Raw genomic sequence first — 20735 nt, forward strand, 5'->3', positions numbered from 1 at the left:
AAGCTATCCTATCAACCTATCTTGACACTGTCAAAATAGATCACTATAGTAATCAAACCTGACTAATTAATAAACTACTAAACCTATGACTGCGACACCAGAAGCCTTGGCTAAATACCCGAATTTACTCGCTCCGCTCGATCTCGGATTCACTACAATCAAAAATCGTGTTTTGATGGGTTCAATGCACACCAACTTAGAGGAATCAGAAAACGGATTTGAAAAACTAGCCGCTTTTTACGGTGAACGAGCCAAAGGTGGTGTGGGATTAATCGTTACCGGAGGCATTGGTATTAATCCAGAGAGTGCTGTTTTTCATGGCGCCGCTATCCTCACTAACGATCAAGAGGTTGCTGAACATAAAAAGGTGACTGATGCAGTTCATGCTGAAGGTGGAAAAATATGTGTTCAATTTCTTCATGCAGGTCGATATGCCGCCAGTCCCACTCTGGTCGCACCTTCTGAAGTTCAGTCACCCATTACACCATTTAAGCCCCGCGCACTGTCAGAAGATGAAGTTGAAGGTCAAATCGCCGACTTTGTCCGTTCAGCAAAACTCGCACAAGAAGCAGGTTATGATGGTGTCGAAATAATGGGTTCGGAAGGGTATTTTATTAATCAGTTTATCGTTAAGCACACCAATAAGCGCGATGATAAATGGGGGGGTGATTATGAAAACCGTATTCGATTACCGATTGAAATTGTCCGCCGAGTTAGGGAGGCCGTTGGCGAGAAATTTATTATTATTTACCGCCTTTCGATGCTCGACCTGTTAAAAGAAGGGAGTACCCTAGACGAAGTTGTCGCGCTCGGTCAACAAATTGAAAAAGCGGGCGTCTCGATTATTAATACCGGTATCGGTTGGCATGAAGCCCCCATTCCAACGATTGCGACCAAAGTCCCAAGAGCAGCGTTTACTTGGGTAACAGCGAAAGTTAGAGAGTCCCTCTCTGTACCGGTGATTACCTCCAACCGAATTAATACGCCTGAGGTTGGTGAGGAAGTTATTGCACGCGGCGACGCGGATATGATTTCGATGGCGAGACCATTGCTAGCCGACTCTGACTTTGTGGTAAAAGCCGCGACTGATCGCGCTGATGAAATTAATACGTGTATCGGCTGTAACCAAGCCTGTTTAGATCATGTATTTGAAGGTAAGCCGACCAGTTGTTTGGTCAATCCAAGAGCCTGTGCAGAAACAGAGCTCAATATTAGTGCGACTAACACCCCTAAAAAATTGGCGGTAATCGGTGCTGGTCCTGCGGGCTTGGCATTCGCGACCACAGCTGCACAGCGTGGACATCAAGTGACGCTTTTTGATGCAGCGAATGAAATTGGTGGACAGTTTAACTATGCGAAACAAGTACCGGGTAAAGAAGAATTTTATGAAACGATCCGCTATTTTGCTCGACAAATAGAACTCACGGGAGTGGATTTAAAACTTAATACTCATGTAGACGTCGAAAGCCTCAATAACAGTGAGTTCGACGAAGTTATTTTAGCAACCGGTATTACACCGCGAACGCCTGAACTTGAAGGTATTGATCATCCAAAAGCGTTAAGTTACCTGGATGTTCTTAGAGATAAAAAGCCAGTCGGTAAAAAAGTCGCGGTTATCGGTGCGGGTGGTATTGGTTTTGATGTTAGTGAGTATTTATCTCATGAAGGTGTGGCACCAAGTCTTGATATTCCGACTTTTATGAAAGAGTGGGGAGTTGATATGAGCATGCAAGCACGCGGAGGTGTCGATGGCGTTAAGGTTGAATTTCATCCTTCTCCTAGAGAAATTTTCTTACTACAAAGAAAAGCGAGTAAGGTGGGTGCTGGCCTCGGTAAAACCACGGGTTGGATACACCGCGCTGGGCTGGCAAAACGCGGCGTTAAAATGCTGCCAGGTTGTGAATATTTGAAGATTGATGATCAAGGATTGCACATTAAAATTGGCGAGGAGTTTAAAATACTTGAGGTTGATAATGTTGTGATTTGTGCAGGCCAGTTACCTAAAAGAGATTTAGTCGATGGGTTAACCAAAACTTATCACCTAATTGGCGGGGCTGATGTAGCCGCAGAGCTTGACGCGAAACGAGCGATCAATCAAGGGACGCGATTAGCGGCAGAAATATAGAGTTCAACATTTCAGATTGTTGATTTTCAAATTACCAAGCCCTCGCTGATAATCAGTTGGAGGGCTTTGTTAGATAACTAACTATTTAATACCGCAGCTTTTTGTGCATCAAATTCGGCTTGAGTGATAACGCCACTTTCTTTGAGTTGATTGAGTTTCTCTAACTCTGAGGCTTTTGATAAGTTTTCCTCAGGAGAGTTGGGTACAACAAAACACCAGACTAAAGCCACTATCCAGCCGATACCAAAGAAAAGCCCACCGAAAATATTAATTAATATGATTGCGGTTGTATGCTGATGTTTTTTGACTAGCGCGATTATGGTTGGCAGTAACGCCAAAGGTAAAATCAACAGAAGAATAACGAATATATTGCCAACACTAATTCCCATCAATAGTCTCCATATTTTAAATAATTGTTTATTATTCCTTGGGGATTGAGATTAGACTGTACTTATCTTGAGTAATTGTTGCACAAAGCGTTAATTTGATAAACCGTTAATCCATCAAAGTTTGAGATTTTGGATCAAAGCTTAAAACTTGCCATTATTATTTTTCCACTCTGATTTTTCTGGAACTGTCTCTCGGGTGTCCCAATGTTCAACGATTTTATTATTATTTACGCGAAAAAGATCGTAAAAAGAAGAATGAATACCATCAAAGAAACCTTCGCATACACTGAGAACAAAATTGCCTTGGGCTAAAACGCGATGCAACGTTTGATAGTTAATCTTAAACTCAGAGGTCGATGTATTTTGTAATAATGTTTTTTTTAGTTCTCTTAAACCATCTTGTGAGAATGGACTGTGTTCAACAAAACTATTTTCACAAACGTATTGTTCAATTTGACTCATATTGTGAGGGATAACAACATTTCGGATAAATGCTTTGACTAACTTTCGATTAACTTCTGTTTTTTCAAGGTCTTTAACTGCAACTGTCCCATCAACCATAGAACGTCCCGATCGATTTGGGCCGAGCCTTGCTTGAATATTGTCCCAATGCTCAACCGCATAATCACCGTCAAATCGAAAAACTTCAAATCCGATTCGTCGACTTGAAAAATCATATTCGGTGTGGCCAAAAACAAAGTCGCCATCCTCAAATATTCTTACAATATTAACGCTAGGGTTAGTCTGAGAAAGACGTTTGAATAAAGCTGCGAGTCCTTCACCGCCCTCAAGAGTTTGTGGGTTGTGCTGAATGTATGTTTGTTCGTTCACTACCTTGACGGAATTAGGATCGCCTGTCTCAATACCTTTTAACAAAGCGACTATTTTTTGTTTTCGATCGATAGGCGTAGGCATAGTTATTACTCGGCGATGCAGGTTTTATTTCGTCCCTGTTTCTTAGCTTGGTATAATGCCATATCAGCCTTGTTTAACATATCATCAACTGTACTCATATAACTATGGTAGGTCACTAGTCCACTGCTTATGGTTATTTTTTCTTCATCACCAATTAATGGCGTCGGAATTTCGCTAACTGCAATTCGGCATCGTTCAGCAATCGCATAGGCTTCGTTTTCGCTCGTATTAGGAAGAAACAGCAAAAATTCCTCACCACCAATTCTTCCTAAAATATCGCTTTTTCGGAGTAAAGGTAAACACTGCTTGGCGACACTTTGTAATACTCTATCGCCGACTTTATGGCCATACTTATCGTTAAATTGCTTAAAGTGATCAATATCAAACATTACCAACGAGAGTGTTGAACCACCGCGCTCGACGCGTATAAATTCCTTTTCCACGAACTCCATGATATGTCGACGATTCGCAAGTAAAGTCAGCTCATCGGTTCTTGCTAACTTTTCAAGTACTTTCCTATTTCTGATGTATCGCCATATAAGCAGTAACAAGGAGAGTACTAAAAGCGCGCCTAGTACTAACACCCAATATTGAAAACGAGCAAGTTGTGATTTTTTCTCAAGTTCTAAAGTCGTAAAACGATTCTTTTCCACAAGCAACTTATTTTCATGCTCTTTACGCTCAGTATCAAAGGCGACCCGCATTTCAGTAATTCGCCGTTCGCGATCTTCTTGTTGGTGAAGTTTGAAATACTCAATATACTTATTTTGAGCCTGATAGGCCTGCTCAAAGTCGCCAATCGCAGCGTAAGTTCTCGATAAACTTTCAAATGCTTTTTTAAGATTTTGGAGTGATTCTTTTTCCTCGAATAAAAGAATCGCACTGCGATAAGTCGCAATACTTTTATCGACATCTCCTAATTCGTAGTAAACCTTACCAAGATGAATTTTTACTTGTGCAATTTGGATAACTTCCCCGAGAGAGCGAAAAATATCAGTGGCTTTTTCAAGTTGCCTTTTTGCTGATTCGATCTGTTGACGATTTAAGTCAATAATACCAAGGCCTTTCAGCGCAAATGCGACGCCGGCATCATCGCCAATTTTTTCACTGACCTGATATGACTGATTGAAGTAACTGGCCGCTTGCTCGATTTCTCCGAGATCTTGATAAACCCGAGCGATATTGTATGTGGTCGTTGCTAGATTAAGTAAGTTATTGCTCTGCGAGGCGCTTTCTTGGATTTCTAAGTAAATATCTAAAGCTTTTTGGTAGTCTTTAATATAGACATAGAGGTTTGCAAGGGAGTTTTTTGCAAGTCCTAAATTAAAAGTATCGTTATTGGTTTCTGCGACTTGATACGCTTTATGCAAGTCGGCGAGGGCACTTTCTACTGTGCCATGGTAGGCATTAAGATCACCTCGTGCGCGATAGGCATAGGTTGCCAGCTTTGCTGAATCTAACATTTCAGCGATCTGAATTCCCTGGTTGTAATATTTACTCGCAGTTTTAATGTCACCTAAGAACTCTAGTGCGTTTCCATAACACACGATTAATTCACCATAGCTCGGACTTAACTCTAATGAAGCAAAGCGCTTAAGACCTAAAGATGCGACGTCTTTTGCCTCTTGTGCATGGCCCAAGACAATATTTTGTTCACAGTCGAGTCCAAATAAAACTAAATTTTCGTTAGAAACACTATCACCAAAATTATCACGGAGATCATCAATCTGCTGCCTTGCACTGGCAGGATCATGATTGATTAGTTGTTTAATTTGAGCGAGCTGGCTACTCACATCAGTGATCGGTTCACTGGAACCTTTTTCAATTGATTCTGTGGCAATCGCTTGAACTGAGCAAATGACGAGGAATAAGCCGCTTAAACAAAGATTAACTGTTGAACTAGAGAGTCGCATTTAAAGTAGAGCTACTAGGTTGGTTGTCTGCATAATTAAATCGATTCATTATGCGATCAAGTATAGACGGTTAATCGAATACTACCAGCAACAGAAGTACTTGAAGATTGATTACTCATTGAGACGTCATTGAGAGAACTTGTTAACAAGAATGTGCTGAGTTGCGTTGTGACAATAGCTATTCAACTAGCGGATTAGTTGGCTGACAAAGTCTGCAAGGTTTTCAAAAATAGGTAGGTTTTCGGGGAGCCCTCCTTTTGCAATTGTTCGCTCACCTTTACCTGTTTTTACTAAGGCTGGCTTGCATCCGGCATTTAGCGCACAGTTGACATCTGACATAGAATCGCCGATAAACCAGGTATCAGCGGGGTTAGCTTGAAATAGCTCGAGAAGTTTTAGCGCCATCCCCGGATTGGGCTTGCGGTTGGGACCGGCTGTATCTGGATGATCCGGACAAAATTCTAAGGCGTCGATGTGGGCTCCGTGCTCCGCTAACGCTAGTTCCATTTTCTTATGCATCAAAGTCAGGGTCACTTGATCGAAGTATCCCCTGGCAATACCGGATTGGTTGGTAGCAACTGCGACTTTAAAGCCAGCTAAATTAAGCTTGGCAATGGCTTGAAGACTCGAGTTTATGGGGATCCATTCATCCGGAGATTTTACATAATTGTCGGAATCAAGATTAATTACACCGTCTCGGTCGAGAATAACGAGCTTGTTATTTGTTATCATAGCTGCGCCGCTAACGAATGTTATTAGAATTATTGATAGTTGATTAGTCAGGGAAACACCCAAAGGAGTTCCCTGACCTTTAACTGATCAGACCAAATAGTAACAATTACTTTTGTAGAAGCGAAATGTCAGCTATTTGTAAAAATAATCCTCTGAGTTCAGTAATTAACGCGAGACGGTTATTACGAACTTTAGGATCTTCAGCATTGATCATGACGTTGTCAAAAAAGTTATTGACGACTGATTTTAAGCCCGCCAACTTATCGAGCGCAACTTGATACTCGCCGTTTGCGGCACTACTGGCAACAAAATCTTTGTTTTCCTTAATTGTAGAAAAAAGAGCTGCTTCGTCTGACTCAAAAAGTGTTTCGTCAATCTGAATAGCGGTTGGATCAAATTCAGATTTTTCTAAAATGTTCTTAACGCGTTTGTTGGCTTCAGCCAAGTCGGCGCTTTCTTCTGACTGATTAAACTGAGCGACAGCATCGACTCTTTTTGCAAGATCAGTGGGCTTAGTAATTTTTAGTGCTTGTACCGATTGAATGGCTTGTGTTGGAATATTCATGGCTTGATACATCGCCAACTCTCTTGCAGCAAAAAACTCGAGTAATTGATTTTTAGTGTTCTCCTCAAGCGTAATATCCTGATAACTGGAGATCGACGCATCGATCAATTCACTTAAATTAAGATTCAACGATTTCTCGGTAATCAATCTTAGTACACCAAGCGAAGCGCGGCGAAGGGCAAAAGGATCTTTAGCACCCGTCGGAATTTGATTAATCCCGAAAATACCCACTAAGGTATCAATACGTTCGGCAATTGCGAGGATTAAGCCGGTAGTCGTTTGCGGTAGCTCATCACCAGCAAAACGAGGCATATAAACTTCATCCATAGCGGCTGCAACTTCAGCGGGCTCTCCATCATTGGTGGCATAGTAACGGCCCATAATGCCTTGAAGGTCGGGAAATTCATAAACCATGTCAGTCATTAAATCGCATTTGCAGAGTTCTGCTGCTCGGCTTACTAGCCCAACGTCGGCGTTTAACATTTGCGCGATTGAATTAGCCAACGCTTTAACCCGTTGAGTCTTATCGAACAAAGTGCCCAGTTTATTTTGGAATAAAATCGTTTTTAGTTTCTCAGTGTAATCAGCGAGTGATTTTTTACTATCAGTGTCATAGAAAAATTTAGCATCCGCTAATCTTGGTCGAATAACTTTTTCATTACCCTCGATCACCGAGTGAGGATTACGGCTTTCAATGTTGGAGATAGTAATAAACTTTGGTAACAAGTTATTGTTCGCATCGACTAAATGAAAGTATTTTTGATGTTCTGCCATTGAAGAGATTAGTGCTTCCGAGGGAACATCTAAAAAAGCTTTATCGAAGTTACCTGCAAGGGCCACCGGCCACTCGACGAGTGCTGCAACTTCTTCTAATAATTCTTCATCGACTACCGCCGTTGCATCCAGTTTTTGCGCAATTGATTCAACTTGTTCTCGAATTTTTGCTTTGCGGGCTGCAAATGAAGTAATGACTTTAGCTTGATTGAGTGCTGAATCATAGTCAGCTGCTACACGAATAGTAATCACTTCTGGGGCGTGAAAGCGATGCCCAAAAGTTTGATTAGACGCTTCAAGCTCGAATAATTTAACCGGTAATATCTGCTCGCCTAAAATGGCCAGGATCCAATGAACAGGACGGGTAAATTGCGCACTTGAGTCTCCCCAGCGCATGGCTTTTGGAACAGGCAGTTGGTTGACTGCTTTTTCTAGCACGTCCTGCAGCAGCTCGCTGGTCGCTTGACCTTTGACATCGGCGATAAAGGCAAGCCGTTCGCCTTTGTCAGTCTGCTTACGAGTTAATTGATCAACTTCAACACCGTTGGATTTAGCAAATCCAACGGCAGCGGGTTTCGGATTTCCTTCTTGATCGAATGCTGCTTGAACCGCCGGTCCGAGTTTTTCTACTTGCTTATCGGCTTGCGCGGTATCCAAATCAGTGAACCGAACCGCCAATCGACGTGGTGTAGCAAACCATTCACTGTCAGTAAAAGTCAGTGATAGCGAGTCTAATGATTGCTTGATGCTGTCGTGTAGCGACGCGGCAAGCTTGGGCAGCGCTTTGGGTGGTAACTCTTCGCAACCTAATTCAAATAGAAAGTCTTGTTTAGTCATTGATTTTCTCCTGGTTGCTATCCTGCTTGCAAATAGGGAAACCTAATGCTTCTCGAGAATCATAATAAGCTTGAGCGACTGCTCGCGATAACGCGCGCACTCTTAAAATATATCTTTGACGCTCGGTAACTGAAATTGCATGACGGGCGTCTAATAAATTAAACGCATGTGAAGCCTTTAGCACCATTTCATACGCGGGCAACGGAAGTCCTTTTTCGATTAACTGCTGACTTTGAGTTTCACAATAATCGAAGAAACCAAATAAGTAATCGACGTCAGCATGTTCAAAGTTATAAGCGGACATCTCAACTTCGTTTTGATGAAAGACATCACGATAGGTGACTTGACCCTGTGGTCCTTCAGTCCAAACGAGGTCAAATATGCTATCAACGCCTTGCAAGTACATTGCAATCCTTTCTAAACCATAAGTAATTTCGCCGGTAACCGGCTTGCATTCGAGTCCGCCCACTTGTTGAAAGTAGGTAAACTGGGTGACTTCCATTCCGTTTAACCAAACTTCCCAACCGAGTCCCCAAGCGCCTAGCGTAGGAGACTCCCAATTATCTTCAACGAATCGAATATCATGTTCTAGCGTATCGATACCCAAAATGTTTAAGGATTGGAGGTATAAATCCTGAATGTTTTTGGGAGACGGCTTCAAAACTACTTGGTATTGATAATAGTGCTGAAGTCGGTTCGGGTTTTCACCATAACGACCGTCGGTCGGACGACGACATGGTTGAACATAAGCGGAGTTCCATGGCTCGGGACCGATCGAACGTAAAAAAGTGGCAGGATGAAAGGTACCCGCGCCGACTTCTAAATCGAGCGGTTGAACAATGACGCAGCCTTGGTTAGACCAAAACTCCTGAAGTGCCATAATCAGACCTTGGAAAGTCTGTGGAGCACCAGTGATTCCTTTGTTTGTACTCATATAACCCAGAACGCAATTGCGTTATTAATGGTGATAAATAAAGGGCGGATTATAGCAATCCTAATACAGTGATCCTATGGTTAAAATTCGCGATCTTTAGTGAATCTTCAGAATTTTAAGTCCTAAGCTGGTCTAAAACCCTCAAAAATGTCGCAGGCTCCGGTCTGACCCGGTAGTTGTTGGTTAAGTCGGTGAATACAATATTGCCGTTAGCGTCGGTGATAATCAGGGTAGGCATTGGCACATCTGAATCATATCCAAGCATTTGCATCCCCAGCGGGAGTCCATTTTCGACACAGATACCCAGGTATTTTGCGGCTTTATTATCGAGATCTTGAAGAAAAATTAACGGGGCTTTAAATCGCTTTGCGAGTTTTTGGGTGTAGTGCTGGGGTTGTGGACTGACCATAACTACTTGCACGCCACGGTCGGCCAATTGTTGATAGTCAGCCGCGATTTCTTTGATTTGCGCCATACACAGTGGGCACCAGTTACCCCGGTAAAAAAGCAGTATGCTTGGAGCGCCCGTCAATTGATTCGTTTCAAAATTGTTTTGGCTTAAATCAACTAAGCTCAAGTTGGGTAATTTATTGCCTACTTTTAGTATCGAATTACGCCGATTGCCAAAGCTTGAGTACCAATAAAGGTATAACAACCAACCGATAGGAACGGTCGACTCTAGAATCAAGTTTATCGCCTTAAATCCGTCATTGACCCAATTGCCGAACAGGATAAATCCAAAGCCGATAAAGATCATTAAAGTAAAGAAGGACAAGCTTTTATCGGTTCTCGCTTTAGACTTTGTCAGCATCAACCCATCAAATAGCAGTACAACGGGGGCTGAGCTGATGAAAAGGCCAAATGCATACCAATTAAACCCGGCGGTGAGGAGTTGGTGAATACTCATTATCAGAATTAAATGAGCCACTAGAATATAGCTGGAAATAAAAAATGATTTGAGCATGTAACTACTTTAAGTGATTATTCAAATGATTGTTATCTATGATAAACAATCGCGACACTGATCAACACGACTTGGCGATATGACATCGCTTAAATTTTTTGCCAGAGCCACAAAAGCACTCGTCATTTCGGCCAATTTTTATCGGCGGTAGATGTTCGCCACTGGTATAAAACCACTTATCATTTTGCTTAACGAAACTCGATTTTTCATGAAGTTGCTTGACGCCTTGGTCATCAAAAAAAGCAACAAACTCAACGCTGCCAGTTAAAGTATTTGGGTGCAAGTCGGTACGAATAACCTTTAAACCAAGCCACTTTGTGGAGTCAATCGTTTGCTGTATTTGGGCGCGACTGTCGGGTTCAACTGGCCAATGGGTTGATACGAGATAGCAAGCATTGTTGCTGCAAAACGCGCTGTAGCGTGATCGCATTAGCGCCTCCGGCGCATCCGCTGGTTGTGTTCCCGTTAAGATTGGCTCGCAGCAATCTGCAAATAGTTTTCCAGAACAGCAGTAACATCGCATAGTGTCAACCTAATTAAGATTTTGCATTCTCACTTCAATGGTTCTTGTTGCTTGTAATGGTTGCCCCGCATTGCACTGACCGGCGCTTGTCACTTGATAATAGTTTGTGCCACCTATCGTCGTCGCAGTGCAGGTGGTATTCGCTGTACAACCGTTGACGCCGTTAGTTGTAAAAGTATAGTTTTGATTGGCGCAAACGCCAGCACCTCCGCCCACAGGAAAAATTCTTAGTCCTTGTAATTGAGCACCCGACTCAGCTGCAAAAAAAGCCCGCGTTGAAATGACTTGCTGTGCATTGGCAAGATTAGATTGTGCGTTTATCTGAACGAGCGCCGCGGCGAGTAAACCGACGATAATGATAGCGAAAAGCAAAAATGCCAAACTCAGTCCTCGTTGCTGCCGGGGAAAGTGTTTTACTGGCAAAGTTAAGCGTGCCTCATGGAACATTTCGAATATGGACCTCATGAAAAACGTCAAAAGCTTCTTCGTTACCGGCTAAATTTCGATTTCGGTTTTGCATTTGGAAATTAATCTGCAATAAGCCCGCTCGGCTTAAAGTGCCTGCTTGATAATTGAATACGGTTCCATTAGCGCGATAGTTTTCTGCGATTAGCTCACTGTTACCCGCCGCTGGTGGTGTTGGCTGTGCGAGTGCTATCGGATACCCGGAATAACGTGTTAGTTGACCATTAGTATCGTCTAAACAAAATGAAATCGGCGTGGTTAATAAATAGAAACGGTCTTGTGGTGAACGACGTGAAAAGGTTGTCGGTCCGGTAAGATTGATTTGTGATTGGTTGCCCAGATCAACAATTGACGCTACATCGCCTAGAGTGCCGGCAACCGAATAAATGTCTGTCGGGTTGATCGGCATTATGGCGACGATCAAACCCGCACTAAAGTTAATATCAAATTCGACTGCATTAAAGCTAGTGATTGCCCCATTGGATGGTAAATTCAAATAAGTCGAACCATTAACAATATTCATAAACTCTACACAATGGACACCTGCATTGACATTGACTCGAATACTCTGTGGTAAAGCTTCTCTGGCCTCTCGAGCGATCCGTTCAGTGGTCCACTTTGCTGATTGACTGAGTTGATTGCGATCTTTGGCGTCGATATAACCGGTGATACTGTATTCGGTGAGACTGGTCAGAGAAATCGCTAAGATAGCCGTGATAGTGATCACGATAATCAGTTCGAGTAGACTAAACGCTTGCTGCTTTGCCCAGCGCATTAGAAGTTGCCCTTATATTGGCTGAAAACAAAAGGGGTGCCTTCCGGCGTTGTAACAGTGAGTTCAACTCGTTTCATATCTTGAGCAGCCAGGCCAAAATCGCCGCCAGCGTAAGTCACCGTCGCACTGACTGAAAAGCCGGTGAAACCAGAGCGAATGTTGTCTAGTGCATCTCTAGGTGGTGATTCATTTAAGCCATTGAAGTCATCAATGTCATCAAAAAGCGCGCGGGTTTCACCTTCGTTACCGAGGGCGGCACTGCAAGCCGCTGCTGCAGGAGAATTGCAGCGTTGTGCGTTACCTGCAGGGGAGTTTTCGTCATAACGTTTTAAGCTGATTTCTTCCAGATAAGCTTGCGCCAGTTGAGCGGCTTTGACTTGAATCACTGGAGACACTGAACGCAACTGTTGCTGACTCATGTAACTATAAAAAAGTACAATGACAATACTGGTCAAGGTAATGGTAATCACCAACTCGATCAATGAGTAACCCTTTGTCTTTTGTTTGCAATTAAGCATGACACTTTTACCGATTAACATCGTCGAATGAGTCCACTGGCTTCAAAACAGACTTGTGCGGTGGAGTCTCCAGTAATGGTTATAGTAGCCGCAGCAGTCTGGCCAAGTCTATCGAAAGTAATGTTACTTACGGGCGAAATTGTCAGTTGTGGATCCACTGCAACAGGATAAACAAATCCACCCGCGGCAAATGCTGCGCCATCAGCAAGCAAGTTTATCTGATTGGCCGATAAGGCCAAGGTAAATGCCCTTGCAGAATCATTCATGGCGAGTTGTTGAGTTAGCCGGCCAGCAGCAATGATTTGTTCGGCGACAGCATCTTGCGAATAGTCGCTAGAGGAATTTGGTCTTAGACCAATATAGGCCACAATGATTGCCAGGATGGCAATAACGACAATAAGTTCTACTAACGTAAAAGCCGCCTGATGGGCAGGCGGCTTACTTGTTCTTCTCAATGCGGTTTTTTTATTAGCAAGTTGCGCTGGTTGCTGCATTGACGACATTCGGTGACGCGCCCGCGGCACCTGGTTCTGTGTAAGTAACTGTGCATCCAGCTTGACCAGTGTAGGTAAACACACCTGCTGCTTCTGATACATCTGGGGCACCAGTTAAATCAACAACAAGGTCAATTGCAGCTTCCGTTGGGTAACCGAACGCGGTAGCAACGGTTACGCCGTTAACATCGACTTCTGCACCCGCAGCACCACCAGCAAGGGCTTCGGTGCCGTTAATTAAAGACTTTGAATAAACTAAAGTTGCTGCGCTACGCACAGAACCTTCTACACCGCCCATTACAGACGCGCGAGCATCCGCTTGAAGATTGACGAATTGTGGAATGGCCACAGCTGACATAATACCTAAGATTACGATCACGACAATTAGCTCGATTAACGTAAAACCAGATTGTTTTGCTTGAAGTAATTTCACTCTACTTTCCCCATGTTTTAGCCTGCAAAAAGGCTGCTCAAATTTAACTCTAACTCAAGTGTAGCGAAAAAATCAAAAATTTCAATAAAATTAATTGTTTATCGTTACAATTGAAACTAATCCTTTAACTGCGTCATATTCTATTTGCTGGTCATCTATCCGACCATTTCGATATACGCAAATATTATCCACAGTAATATCGACCCAATATCGACTTTCCTTAGCCGATATCGATAATTCTGGTTGCAAAGGGCCTAGTACCCGTTGCCAAATTGCCCGACAGTCTTGGACTGTACTGGGTGACTGTCTGTAACTAGAAGCGTCTTCATTAGCAACAGGAAAGCCATTGTTGTTGAACATTAACCGATTGATTTTAATCGATTTATTAGTATTACTCCGCTCGTTAGCTGCGCGCACTATAAACTGGTAATTAGCCAATCTAATGCCATTTTCAAAAGCGGAGTAATTTAAAGCAAATGCTCGCCGCTCAAGATTGTTTATTGAGCTGGGTTCTTTATAAATTAGCCAATAAACCGCAAACAACACGAATAGCGCTATTAATCCGAGATAGAAAAGCCGGTTTTTAAAACTCGTTGTGGTTAGCAAATTAGCCTCGTCTTCCGGCCGAGGTGAGCTCCCACATGGGTAAATAAACCGCTAACATCAAGATCAATACAATACCACCTATGAATACAATCATAATTGGCTCGATATAATCAGACAGTTTCTTGAGGTCGTAATCCACCTGCTCTTCATAAAATAGCGCAACCTGCTCCAACATTTCGTCTAATTGTCCGGTTTCTTCCCCGACCGAGACCATTTGAATGACCAGCGGTGAAAACATTTCGGTTCGTGAGGCGACTAAGCGAATTGACTCGCCATTCTCTACGCCGCCGCGCATATCTCTGACGTGCTGAGCGACCCAATCATTATCGACAACTTCGGCGACGATATTTAAGGCGTTAATTAACGGCACACCCGAGCGAATCATCATGCCAAAGGTTCTCGAAAACCTAGCCAGAAGCGCACGATAGATGATATCGCCAATCACTGGAAATTTGAGCTTTATTCTGTCCCACCAGAGTTTTCCTGCTGGGGTTTTAATGTATTGCAGAAAGCCGACGACCGATCCGACCGATAGTAATCCGACTAGCCACCAATAATTAAGGAAGAACTCACTGGTCGCCATAAGAATGCGGGTTGGCAGCGGTAATTGGCCAGCATTAAACTGGGCAAAGATCGAACTAAATTGGGGGATTACCCAAATGTTAATAATAATAACGGCTGCGACGATTGCTAAAGTAACAAACATTGGATAGCGCATCGCGCTTTTGATCCGTTGTCGGGTTGTTTGTTCTAGTTCAAGATATTCGGCAATTTGCCTAAAGGCTTCCTCCAGTCGCCCGGAATTTTCGCCCACGTGAATCAAGCTGACATAGATGGATGAAAAAATGTGATCGTGTCGTGCAAATGAAGAGGCGAGATTATTACCAGCGTTTAGGTCGCTGTTAATCGATTCGAGCGCTTCTCGGAGCGCAATAGAATTGGTGGTTTCCAATAGTCCAGCGATTGCTCTGGTTAAAGGGATTCCCGCTTTAGTCAAACTGTACATTTGACGGCTGAACATCACCAGATCTTGTAATTTGACACTCCGAGAACGGAATATTTTACCGATGTCGGCATCGAGCAAACTTTCGGATTCGCTTTTTTCAGCGATGTTAACCGGCACGTTACCTCGAGATAGTAAGCGATCAGCAACGACTTCTCGGTTGACTGCTTCCATTGTTCCGCTGATAGACTCGCCGCTCGCGTTTTTGGCGACATATTCAAAAGTAGCCAATGCTTATCCTTCCTCTACCGACTCACAAACTCTCAACACTTCATCAACAGTGGTAATGCCCTCTAGTGCTAAGTTAATTGCAGATTGACTTAAAGGTGTGAAGAATTCAGATTTTCTCGCTAAGCGACTAAACGTATCAAACTCTTTTTTGCGGATAGCCTCTAACATGCCTTGGTCCGGCAGTAATATTTCGAAAATAGCGGCACGCCCTCGATAGCCAGTGTTATGGCATTGCGTACAACCCTTGCCATGCTTCCAAACCGTTGCTTCGGTCACTTTATCGCTCTCTTTTTTGAGCCAGGCTGTCTCAGTTTTACTGGCGGTGTAGTCCTCACCACAAAATGAGCAAATCCTGCGTACGAGTCGCTGAGCAATTACTCCTCGCAAACCTGATGCGAGGAGGTAAGGCTCGGCACCCATATCAGCTAATCGAATGGCTGCAGATAGCGTATCGTTGGTATGCAATGTGGATAAAACTAAATGTCCGGTAACCGCAGCGCGTAAACCAATTTCGGCAGTTTCTTGATCGCGCATTTCCCCTACCAAGATGACATCCGGGTCCTGCCTCAAAACGGTCCTTAGTACCTTTGCAAAAGTTAATCCGATTTTATTATTCACTTGAACCTGATTGATCCGTGATAACTTATATTCCACAGGATCTTCAATGGTGATTATTTTTTTCTCAGGAGAATTCAGTTCAGATAAGGCTGAATAAAGCGTGGTTGTTTTACCACTACCAGTTGGACCGGTAACCAAAATCAGTCCGTGAGGATAATCGAGGAGTCGATGAATTTCTCTCAGTAATTTAGGCTCAATACCTGTTTGTTCTAATTTGAGTAGTCCGCCACTTTGATCGAGTAATCTCATGACTACGGATTCGCCGTGTTGAACCGGCATAGTTGATAAACGAATATCAACGTCGTGGCCTCTCGCTCTAATTCTAAAGCGACCATCTTGTGGGATTCTCTTTTCGGAAATATCCAAACCGCACATGAGTTTGAGTCTTAAGACAAGTGCAGGAACAATTCTGGTTTCTTTAATTATCTGTTCCTGTAATTGGCCATCGACCCGCATTCTGACTCGCAGAACAGTTGCATCGGGCTCAATATGAATATCGGAAGCTTTCATTTGGATTGCTTGGTCAAAGATTGACTGCAATAGTTTTGCGACTGGCGCTTCTTCGTTGGAAAGGTTGTCATTAAGACCCGGTAAATCAAAACTTTCATCACCTAGCTCGTCTTCGAGTTCTTCCGCCAAGCTAGAGATTTCATTACTACCACGATAGAGATTATCAATATTAGCCAGTATTTCTGACTCTATCGCGACGCAAAGTTTTATCGGCTTATCGAGTTTTTCTTGCAACTGATCGAACTTGTCTAAGTCAGTCGGATCCGCCATCACAACGAGGTAATCGCTGTCTTTTTCGTCGATAACAAGTGCTCGGAACCGACGAGCATTCATTTCTGATAATTTGTGAATAGCTTCTGTATTGATCTTGAATCGAACAAGATCGATATATTCGATTTGAAGTTGTTGAGCAAGCAAGGTTAACAGTTGCTTCTCATCAACATATCCAAGACTGACAAGCAATTTACCTAATCGCTGTCGATTGGTTTTTTGTTCTTTTAAGGCGTCATCAAGCTGCTTTTCAGTGATCGCACCTTTTTCGATTAGCAAGTCACCCAGTCGAACTTTTTTTAATAACATAGCTAGCCTTGATACTGATTAATTTTACTTTCCGCAAATTGCGCCTGACGCTGATTAAGCCGCCGATCGCTTAGTGCGTTTTGAAAGCTTCGTTTGGCTTGAACAAAATCGCCCAAAGCATCAAATGAGATCCCGAGGGCAAGATAAATGTCCCCTCGATTTGGTTCATCTTGTAATATCTTCGAGTAATCACCGATGGCCAATTGATGTTTTTCAAGCTTTTGTCGAGCTAATGCTCGTATCTGCAAAAGCTGAGTGATTTGATTCGCTTCTAAATTGAGGTCCAGCAAAATGTTCTCGGCTAACTCAAACTGATTATTTTCGAAATAGTATCGAGCTGCGGTAAGTCGGTACGCTGAAATCTGTGGGAATGAATCTACACTCTGTTGGAGCAGCTTGGGCAGTTCGATGAATTGATTTTTAATCGCATGGTTGATTAAAAATAATCTTGCTTGATGAAATTCTGGATCTTGTTGCAGTAGTTGGTTTACTCGCTGTTGAGTTTGTGAAAATGCTTCAAATCGACTATCACTCTGTATTTGTTGCAATGATTTGAGTCGAAGCGTTTCTTGAGACTGCTGAATCATCGGAACCGAATTATTTTGATTGACTGCTTTTGGAGAAGTATCGTTCGATTTGTTTAGATTGCTAGCGGCATCAGCCACAGCGGTTTTAACCGCGACATTTGGTTCATCACTATTGGTTAGTATTTGGCTGTTTTTATCATTTAAATCAGTTTTTAAAGCTTTAGTGTGACTTTTTTTAGTATCGTTATTACTTGCAACCTTGTTTTCACTCGCGACAACAGGATTATTCGCATTAAGCATGTTGTTGGATGATATTTCAGCCAGTTTCTCTTTTTGCATGCCGTGACTTGCTGGTGGCGACTGGGCTGTTTCTAACTGGGTTGGCTGAATAGAATTGACCGATGTTTTGGATGGAGCACTAGTAGAAGACGATGCGTTAGCGGAAGACGCTAGATTAATTTTGGGCGGTAAATTATTTATTGTGGTGCCCGACTGATCAGTTGGTTTGTTAGTTAGCTTGTCTTGCTGCGTATGATGAGCGATTAAGTCAGTCGGTTGGTTCGTAATTCCATATTGCCAAAATAGAAACATAATCAGCGACAACACAACCAGTGTGCTTAAAATAAAGAATAGAGGCCTTTTGCTTTTTGATACTGCTTGCATATTGAGTGGCCGCGATGATTGTTGCTGCCCCTCAAGATCACGTAGCATTTGATTGACGACGCTCATTTTAATACCTACTACGCATTACAACCCACTCCCCATTAACCCCCACACGGCCATAGCAGAGCCGCTGGCGAGGATAGCAGAGATAGTGAACAAGGGCTTCAGGTTATCTTGCAGCCAGGTATTTATAGACTCTGTGTCTTTTGCTGCGCGTATCACATTGAATGCGGTTATTTTTTGTCGGTTTTGCCCATAAGCGAGTAACAGCGCTTTGTGACACAAAATATTGATCAAGCGTGGCACACCTTTCGAGTACTGAGCGATCATTTGATTAGCAAGCCATGAATACTGAATCGATTGCTCACTCGCGATAGCCAGTCTGCCAGTAACATATTGTTGGATTTGTTGGTTGTTTAAAGATGTGATCTGATAACTGAACACGATCCGCTGTTTTATTTGACGCATTTGTTTTTTGGCTAGCGTTTTATCTAACTCTGGTTGGCCAAACAAGACTATTTGTAATAGTTTTTGATGCTCGGTTTCGAGGTTGGTGAACAGTCTTAAAGTTTCCAAACCTTCTTCATCGAGCTGTTGCGCTTCATCAATCAGCAAAACTACTGGACCATGTTTTTTGTTGAGGTTAAGTAGCCGAGTTTGAATTCGTGCAGACAACTGATCTTCGCGACAGTTATCGGTAATACGTAAGCCTAACTCTTTAGCCAGGGCAAATTTTAGTTCTCGCGCGGATAGTTTTGGATAAGGAATATAAGCTAGCTTACGAGTGTTTTCGAGTTGATTGAGCAGTAAACGGCACAACAGGGTTTTACCCGTGCCTACTTCGCCAACGACTTTGACGAGCGCTTCGCCACTATTGAGGGCGAAAGTCAGTGTGTTAAGTGCCTCTACGTGAGTCGGTAATGGACAAAAAAATGCCGTGTCTGGTGTCAGACTAAATGGCAATTTTTTCATCGCAAATCGGTAAAGGTACATGGCACTAATCGTATTCCTTACAGTTGATTATATCGCTGCTTAATTTCTTCGAGTTGCTGATCGGTGTATTGTTTATCCACTAAATTGGCTTTGAGTAAAATAACCAATTCACTTTTTACGACGGTATCGCGTGTTTGTTTGAACAAACCTCCTAATACCGGAATATCTCCAAGCAACGGCGTCGAAGTTTGCTCTTCTTGAATGCGGTTTTGCATGAGTCCACCGATAACAATGACTTGCTGATCTTTAGTTCTGACGATTGAATCAGACTCGCGAATATTGGTCAGCGCGAGTGGTAAGGTAAATTGATCTTGGCCTAAACTAAGGACTTTATTTTGATCTTCTACTTCACTGACGACAGGATGAATATGTAACACGATCTCGCCTTGGCGATTAATTTGAGGAGTCACATCCAATGAAATACCAGAAAAGAAAGGTGTGAGTGTAACGTTTGGTGTGGTCGCTGTACTCGTTCCTGTTACCGTCGTAGTTGATACATCGGTAACGAAAAATTGATCAGAACCGACTTTAATGACGGCCTTTTGATTATTCACTGTCGAAACGCGAGGTGAAGAAAGCACCTGAACATCACCCTGGCTTTCGAGCAGATCGATCGCTGCATCAAAAGATGTCCCTTGATATAACAGCGAGAATATACCATTTAATGGTTGATCACCAGCTGGTGTTTGTAAGACTTGGCCCGATTGACCGAAAGTATAGGTAGAGCTACTTGAGGTATTTATTTTGGTCCAGTCGACCCCTGATTGAAAGCCGTCAGAAAGTGTGACTTCAATAATCTTTGCTTCTAAAACGACCTGACGATCAAGGTTTTGTTGCGTTTGTCCCAAGTAATCTCGAATAATTCTTTGTGTTCTAGGTAGCGCTCTTACAACCACGATTCCGGCGTGAGGACTGACAACAATATTGGCTTTTTCCTCGTCTTTGACGATTAGATTTAAGCTTTCTTGTAGTTCTTTCCAGAAGTTTGTTTTGCTTTCGGTGGTTATTTCACTGGAGTTTAACAGCGTGACATTATTGCCACTTCCACCGCCTCCACCGCGGTTGTTATTTGCTGGTCTATTGCCACCTTGTTGGTCACCGCTGGCAGCAATGGTTTGTCCGGCGATACTGGTTCGTGATTTACCTGAGCGCGATAAATTGAGGTAGTCGACCGGGTAGACTGCAGTCATGGTTTCTGCAGAAGAAACAAATATTAAGTTACCTTTCTTCTCTACCATTAGCGGATAAATTCTTTCGACTGCCGAGAGGACTTCCGATACAGTGACATTTTTGAGCTGTAATGAAACTTGGACATTAACCTCTGGGCTTACCACCATGTTGTAGGGTGTATCACTGACGAGACCGAGTAAAAAGCTTCTCGCATCAATACCTTTTACCGAGACATCGAAGCGATCTTCGACGATTTCGATCTCAGCCTCAGTGGCGGGTGGTAATAAAGTATTTAACATTTCCTGATTGGAAATTGGTTGCTGTTTTTGGTCTTGCTGAATTTCAGCGATCGCACTGCCAGCAAGCGTTGTTTTCTTCTGCTCTTCAACTTGAAAAGTCTGGCAGCTCATTAACAGACAAGCAGAAATGGCCGTACTGATCACTTTTGCTGTTGTTGGTAAAGTTGATTTAAGCATACT

General features: G+C 42.9%; 20 protein-coding genes. 1 reads left to right on the plus strand and 19 read right to left on the minus strand.

Features of this window, described 5'->3' with window-relative positions:
• Positions 1-85: 85 nt before the first annotated feature.
• A complete protein-coding gene (locus tag FLL45_RS17545; RefSeq protein WP_142943355.1) occupies positions 86-2125 on the plus strand; it encodes an NADPH-dependent 2,4-dienoyl-CoA reductase in 2040 nt (679 codons plus the stop codon).
• A 77-nt stretch (positions 2126-2202) separates the two neighbouring features.
• On the opposite strand, the gene FLL45_RS17550 is transcribed toward FLL45_RS17545, so the two are convergent.
• From FLL45_RS17550 to mshL, 19 genes are all read right to left on the minus strand, one after another.
• Positions 2203-2514 (minus strand): superinfection immunity protein, encoded by a 312-nt coding sequence (locus FLL45_RS17550; protein WP_210247228.1) that lies wholly within the window; start codon positions 2512-2514, stop codon positions 2203-2205.
• Between the two features lie 141 nt (positions 2515-2655).
• Entirely contained in the window at positions 2656-3429 is a 774-nt protein-coding gene (locus FLL45_RS17555) for a nuclear transport factor 2 family protein (RefSeq protein WP_142943356.1), read from the minus strand.
• 5 nt (positions 3430-3434) lie between these two features.
• Complete coding sequence (locus FLL45_RS17560) at positions 3435-5342, minus strand: tetratricopeptide repeat-containing diguanylate cyclase (RefSeq protein ID WP_142943357.1); 1908 nt, start codon at positions 5340-5342, stop codon at positions 3435-3437.
• A gap of 186 nt (positions 5343-5528) precedes the next feature.
• A complete protein-coding gene (gene gmhB / locus FLL45_RS17565) occupies positions 5529-6074 on the minus strand; it encodes a D-glycero-beta-D-manno-heptose 1,7-bisphosphate 7-phosphatase (protein ID WP_142943358.1) in 546 nt (181 codons plus the stop codon).
• Between the two features lie 106 nt (positions 6075-6180).
• Positions 6181-8250: a glycine--tRNA ligase subunit beta gene (gene glyS, locus FLL45_RS17570; RefSeq protein ID WP_142943359.1), complete on the minus strand. Its 2070-nt coding sequence runs from the start codon at positions 8248-8250 to the stop codon at positions 6181-6183.
• A complete protein-coding gene (gene glyQ, locus FLL45_RS17575; protein WP_142943360.1) occupies positions 8243-9184 on the minus strand; it encodes a glycine--tRNA ligase subunit alpha in 942 nt (313 codons plus the stop codon). The genes glyS and glyQ overlap by 8 nt, the downstream gene beginning before the upstream one ends.
• A gap of 115 nt (positions 9185-9299) precedes the next feature.
• Positions 9300-10148, minus strand: a complete 849-nt coding sequence (locus FLL45_RS17580) for a peroxiredoxin family protein (protein ID WP_142943361.1) — start codon at positions 10146-10148, stop codon at positions 9300-9302.
• Between the two features lie 61 nt (positions 10149-10209).
• Entirely contained in the window at positions 10210-10671 is a 462-nt protein-coding gene (locus FLL45_RS17585) for a YchJ family protein (RefSeq protein ID WP_142943362.1), read from the minus strand.
• Between the two features lie 9 nt (positions 10672-10680).
• Entirely contained in the window at positions 10681-11118 is a 438-nt protein-coding gene (locus FLL45_RS17590; RefSeq protein ID WP_185964527.1) for a hypothetical protein, read from the minus strand.
• Entirely contained in the window at positions 11108-11911 is an 804-nt protein-coding gene (locus FLL45_RS17595; RefSeq protein ID WP_142943364.1) for a type II secretion system protein, read from the minus strand. Before FLL45_RS17595 ends, FLL45_RS17590 begins: the two co-directional genes overlap by 11 nt.
• A complete protein-coding gene (locus FLL45_RS17600; RefSeq protein WP_142943365.1) occupies positions 11911-12450 on the minus strand; it encodes a pilus assembly FimT family protein in 540 nt (179 codons plus the stop codon). Before FLL45_RS17600 ends, FLL45_RS17595 begins: the two co-directional genes overlap by 1 nt.
• On the minus strand, positions 12444-12932 hold the full coding sequence (locus FLL45_RS17605; RefSeq protein WP_185964528.1) for a prepilin-type N-terminal cleavage/methylation domain-containing protein: 489 nt from the start codon (positions 12930-12932) through the stop codon (positions 12444-12446). Before FLL45_RS17605 ends, FLL45_RS17600 begins: the two co-directional genes overlap by 7 nt.
• On the minus strand, positions 12898-13356 hold the full coding sequence (locus FLL45_RS17610) for a type II secretion system protein (protein WP_142943367.1): 459 nt from the start codon (positions 13354-13356) through the stop codon (positions 12898-12900). Before FLL45_RS17610 ends, FLL45_RS17605 begins: the two co-directional genes overlap by 35 nt.
• Positions 13357-13446: 90 nt before the next feature.
• Entirely contained in the window at positions 13447-13962 is a 516-nt protein-coding gene (locus FLL45_RS17615; RefSeq protein ID WP_142943368.1) for a hypothetical protein, read from the minus strand.
• Between the two features lies 1 nt (position 13963).
• Positions 13964-15196, minus strand: a complete 1233-nt coding sequence (locus tag FLL45_RS17620; RefSeq protein ID WP_142943369.1) for a type II secretion system F family protein — start codon at positions 15194-15196, stop codon at positions 13964-13966.
• A 3-nt stretch (positions 15197-15199) separates the two neighbouring features.
• Positions 15200-16903 carry a GspE/PulE family protein gene (locus tag FLL45_RS17625; protein ID WP_142943370.1) on the minus strand — a complete coding sequence of 568 codons (1704 nt, stop codon included), beginning with the start codon at positions 16901-16903 and terminating at the stop codon, positions 15200-15202.
• A gap of 2 nt (positions 16904-16905) precedes the next feature.
• A complete protein-coding gene (locus FLL45_RS17630; RefSeq protein ID WP_142943371.1) occupies positions 16906-18159 on the minus strand; it encodes a tetratricopeptide repeat protein in 1254 nt (417 codons plus the stop codon).
• A gap of 18 nt (positions 18160-18177) precedes the next feature.
• Complete coding sequence (locus tag FLL45_RS17635; protein WP_185964529.1) at positions 18178-19065, minus strand: ExeA family protein; 888 nt, start codon at positions 19063-19065, stop codon at positions 18178-18180.
• Between the two features lie 38 nt (positions 19066-19103).
• On the minus strand, positions 19104-20732 hold the full coding sequence (mshL, locus tag FLL45_RS17640) for a pilus (MSHA type) biogenesis protein MshL (protein ID WP_185964530.1): 1629 nt from the start codon (positions 20730-20732) through the stop codon (positions 19104-19106).
• Positions 20733-20735 lie beyond the last annotated feature (3 nt).

This window comes from Aliikangiella marina, assembly GCF_007004765.1.
GTDB lineage: Bacteria > Pseudomonadota > Gammaproteobacteria > Enterobacterales > Kangiellaceae > Aliikangiella > Aliikangiella marina.

What these genes read in the sequence shown, in the direction of transcription:
- FLL45_RS17585 (WP_142943362.1), bottom strand. Translation starts at nt 10,671, where the DNA reads ATGCGATGTTACTGCTGTTCTGGAAAACTATTTGCAGATTGCTGCGAG.
- FLL45_RS17580 (WP_142943361.1), bottom strand. Translation starts at nt 10,148, where the DNA reads ATGCTCAAATCATTTTTTATTTCCAGCTATATTCTAGTGGCTCATTTA.
- FLL45_RS17635 (WP_185964529.1), bottom strand. Translation starts at nt 19,065, where the DNA reads ATGAAAAAATTGCCATTTAGTCTGACACCAGACACGGCATTTTTTTGT.
- FLL45_RS17555 (WP_142943356.1), bottom strand. Translation starts at nt 3,429, where the DNA reads ATGCCTACGCCTATCGATCGAAAACAAAAAATAGTCGCTTTGTTAAAA.
- FLL45_RS17550 (WP_210247228.1), bottom strand. Translation starts at nt 2,514, where the DNA reads ATGGGAATTAGTGTTGGCAATATATTCGTTATTCTTCTGTTGATTTTA.
- FLL45_RS17630 (WP_142943371.1), bottom strand. Translation starts at nt 18,159, where the DNA reads ATGAGCGTCGTCAATCAAATGCTACGTGATCTTGAGGGGCAGCAACAA.
- FLL45_RS17590 (WP_185964527.1), bottom strand. Translation starts at nt 11,118, where the DNA reads ATGTTCCATGAGGCACGCTTAACTTTGCCAGTAAAACACTTTCCCCGG.
- glyS (WP_142943359.1), bottom strand. Translation starts at nt 8,250, where the DNA reads ATGACTAAACAAGACTTTCTATTTGAATTAGGTTGCGAAGAGTTACCA.
- glyQ (WP_142943360.1), bottom strand. Translation starts at nt 9,184, where the DNA reads ATGAGTACAAACAAAGGAATCACTGGTGCTCCACAGACTTTCCAAGGT.
- FLL45_RS17625 (WP_142943370.1), bottom strand. Translation starts at nt 16,903, where the DNA reads ATGTTATTAAAAAAAGTTCGACTGGGTGACTTGCTAATCGAAAAAGGT.
- FLL45_RS17600 (WP_142943365.1), bottom strand. Translation starts at nt 12,450, where the DNA reads ATGTTAATCGGTAAAAGTGTCATGCTTAATTGCAAACAAAAGACAAAG.
- FLL45_RS17560 (WP_142943357.1), bottom strand. Translation starts at nt 5,342, where the DNA reads ATGCGACTCTCTAGTTCAACAGTTAATCTTTGTTTAAGCGGCTTATTC.
- FLL45_RS17605 (WP_185964528.1), bottom strand. Translation starts at nt 12,932, where the DNA reads ATGTCGTCAATGCAGCAACCAGCGCAACTTGCTAATAAAAAAACCGCA.
- gmhB (WP_142943358.1), bottom strand. Translation starts at nt 6,074, where the DNA reads ATGATAACAAATAACAAGCTCGTTATTCTCGACCGAGACGGTGTAATT.
- mshL (WP_185964530.1), bottom strand. Translation starts at nt 20,732, where the DNA reads ATGCTTAAATCAACTTTACCAACAACAGCAAAAGTGATCAGTACGGCC.
- FLL45_RS17595 (WP_142943364.1), bottom strand. Translation starts at nt 11,911, where the DNA reads ATGCGCTGGGCAAAGCAGCAAGCGTTTAGTCTACTCGAACTGATTATC.
- FLL45_RS17545 (WP_142943355.1), top strand. Translation starts at nt 86, where the DNA reads ATGACTGCGACACCAGAAGCCTTGGCTAAATACCCGAATTTACTCGCT.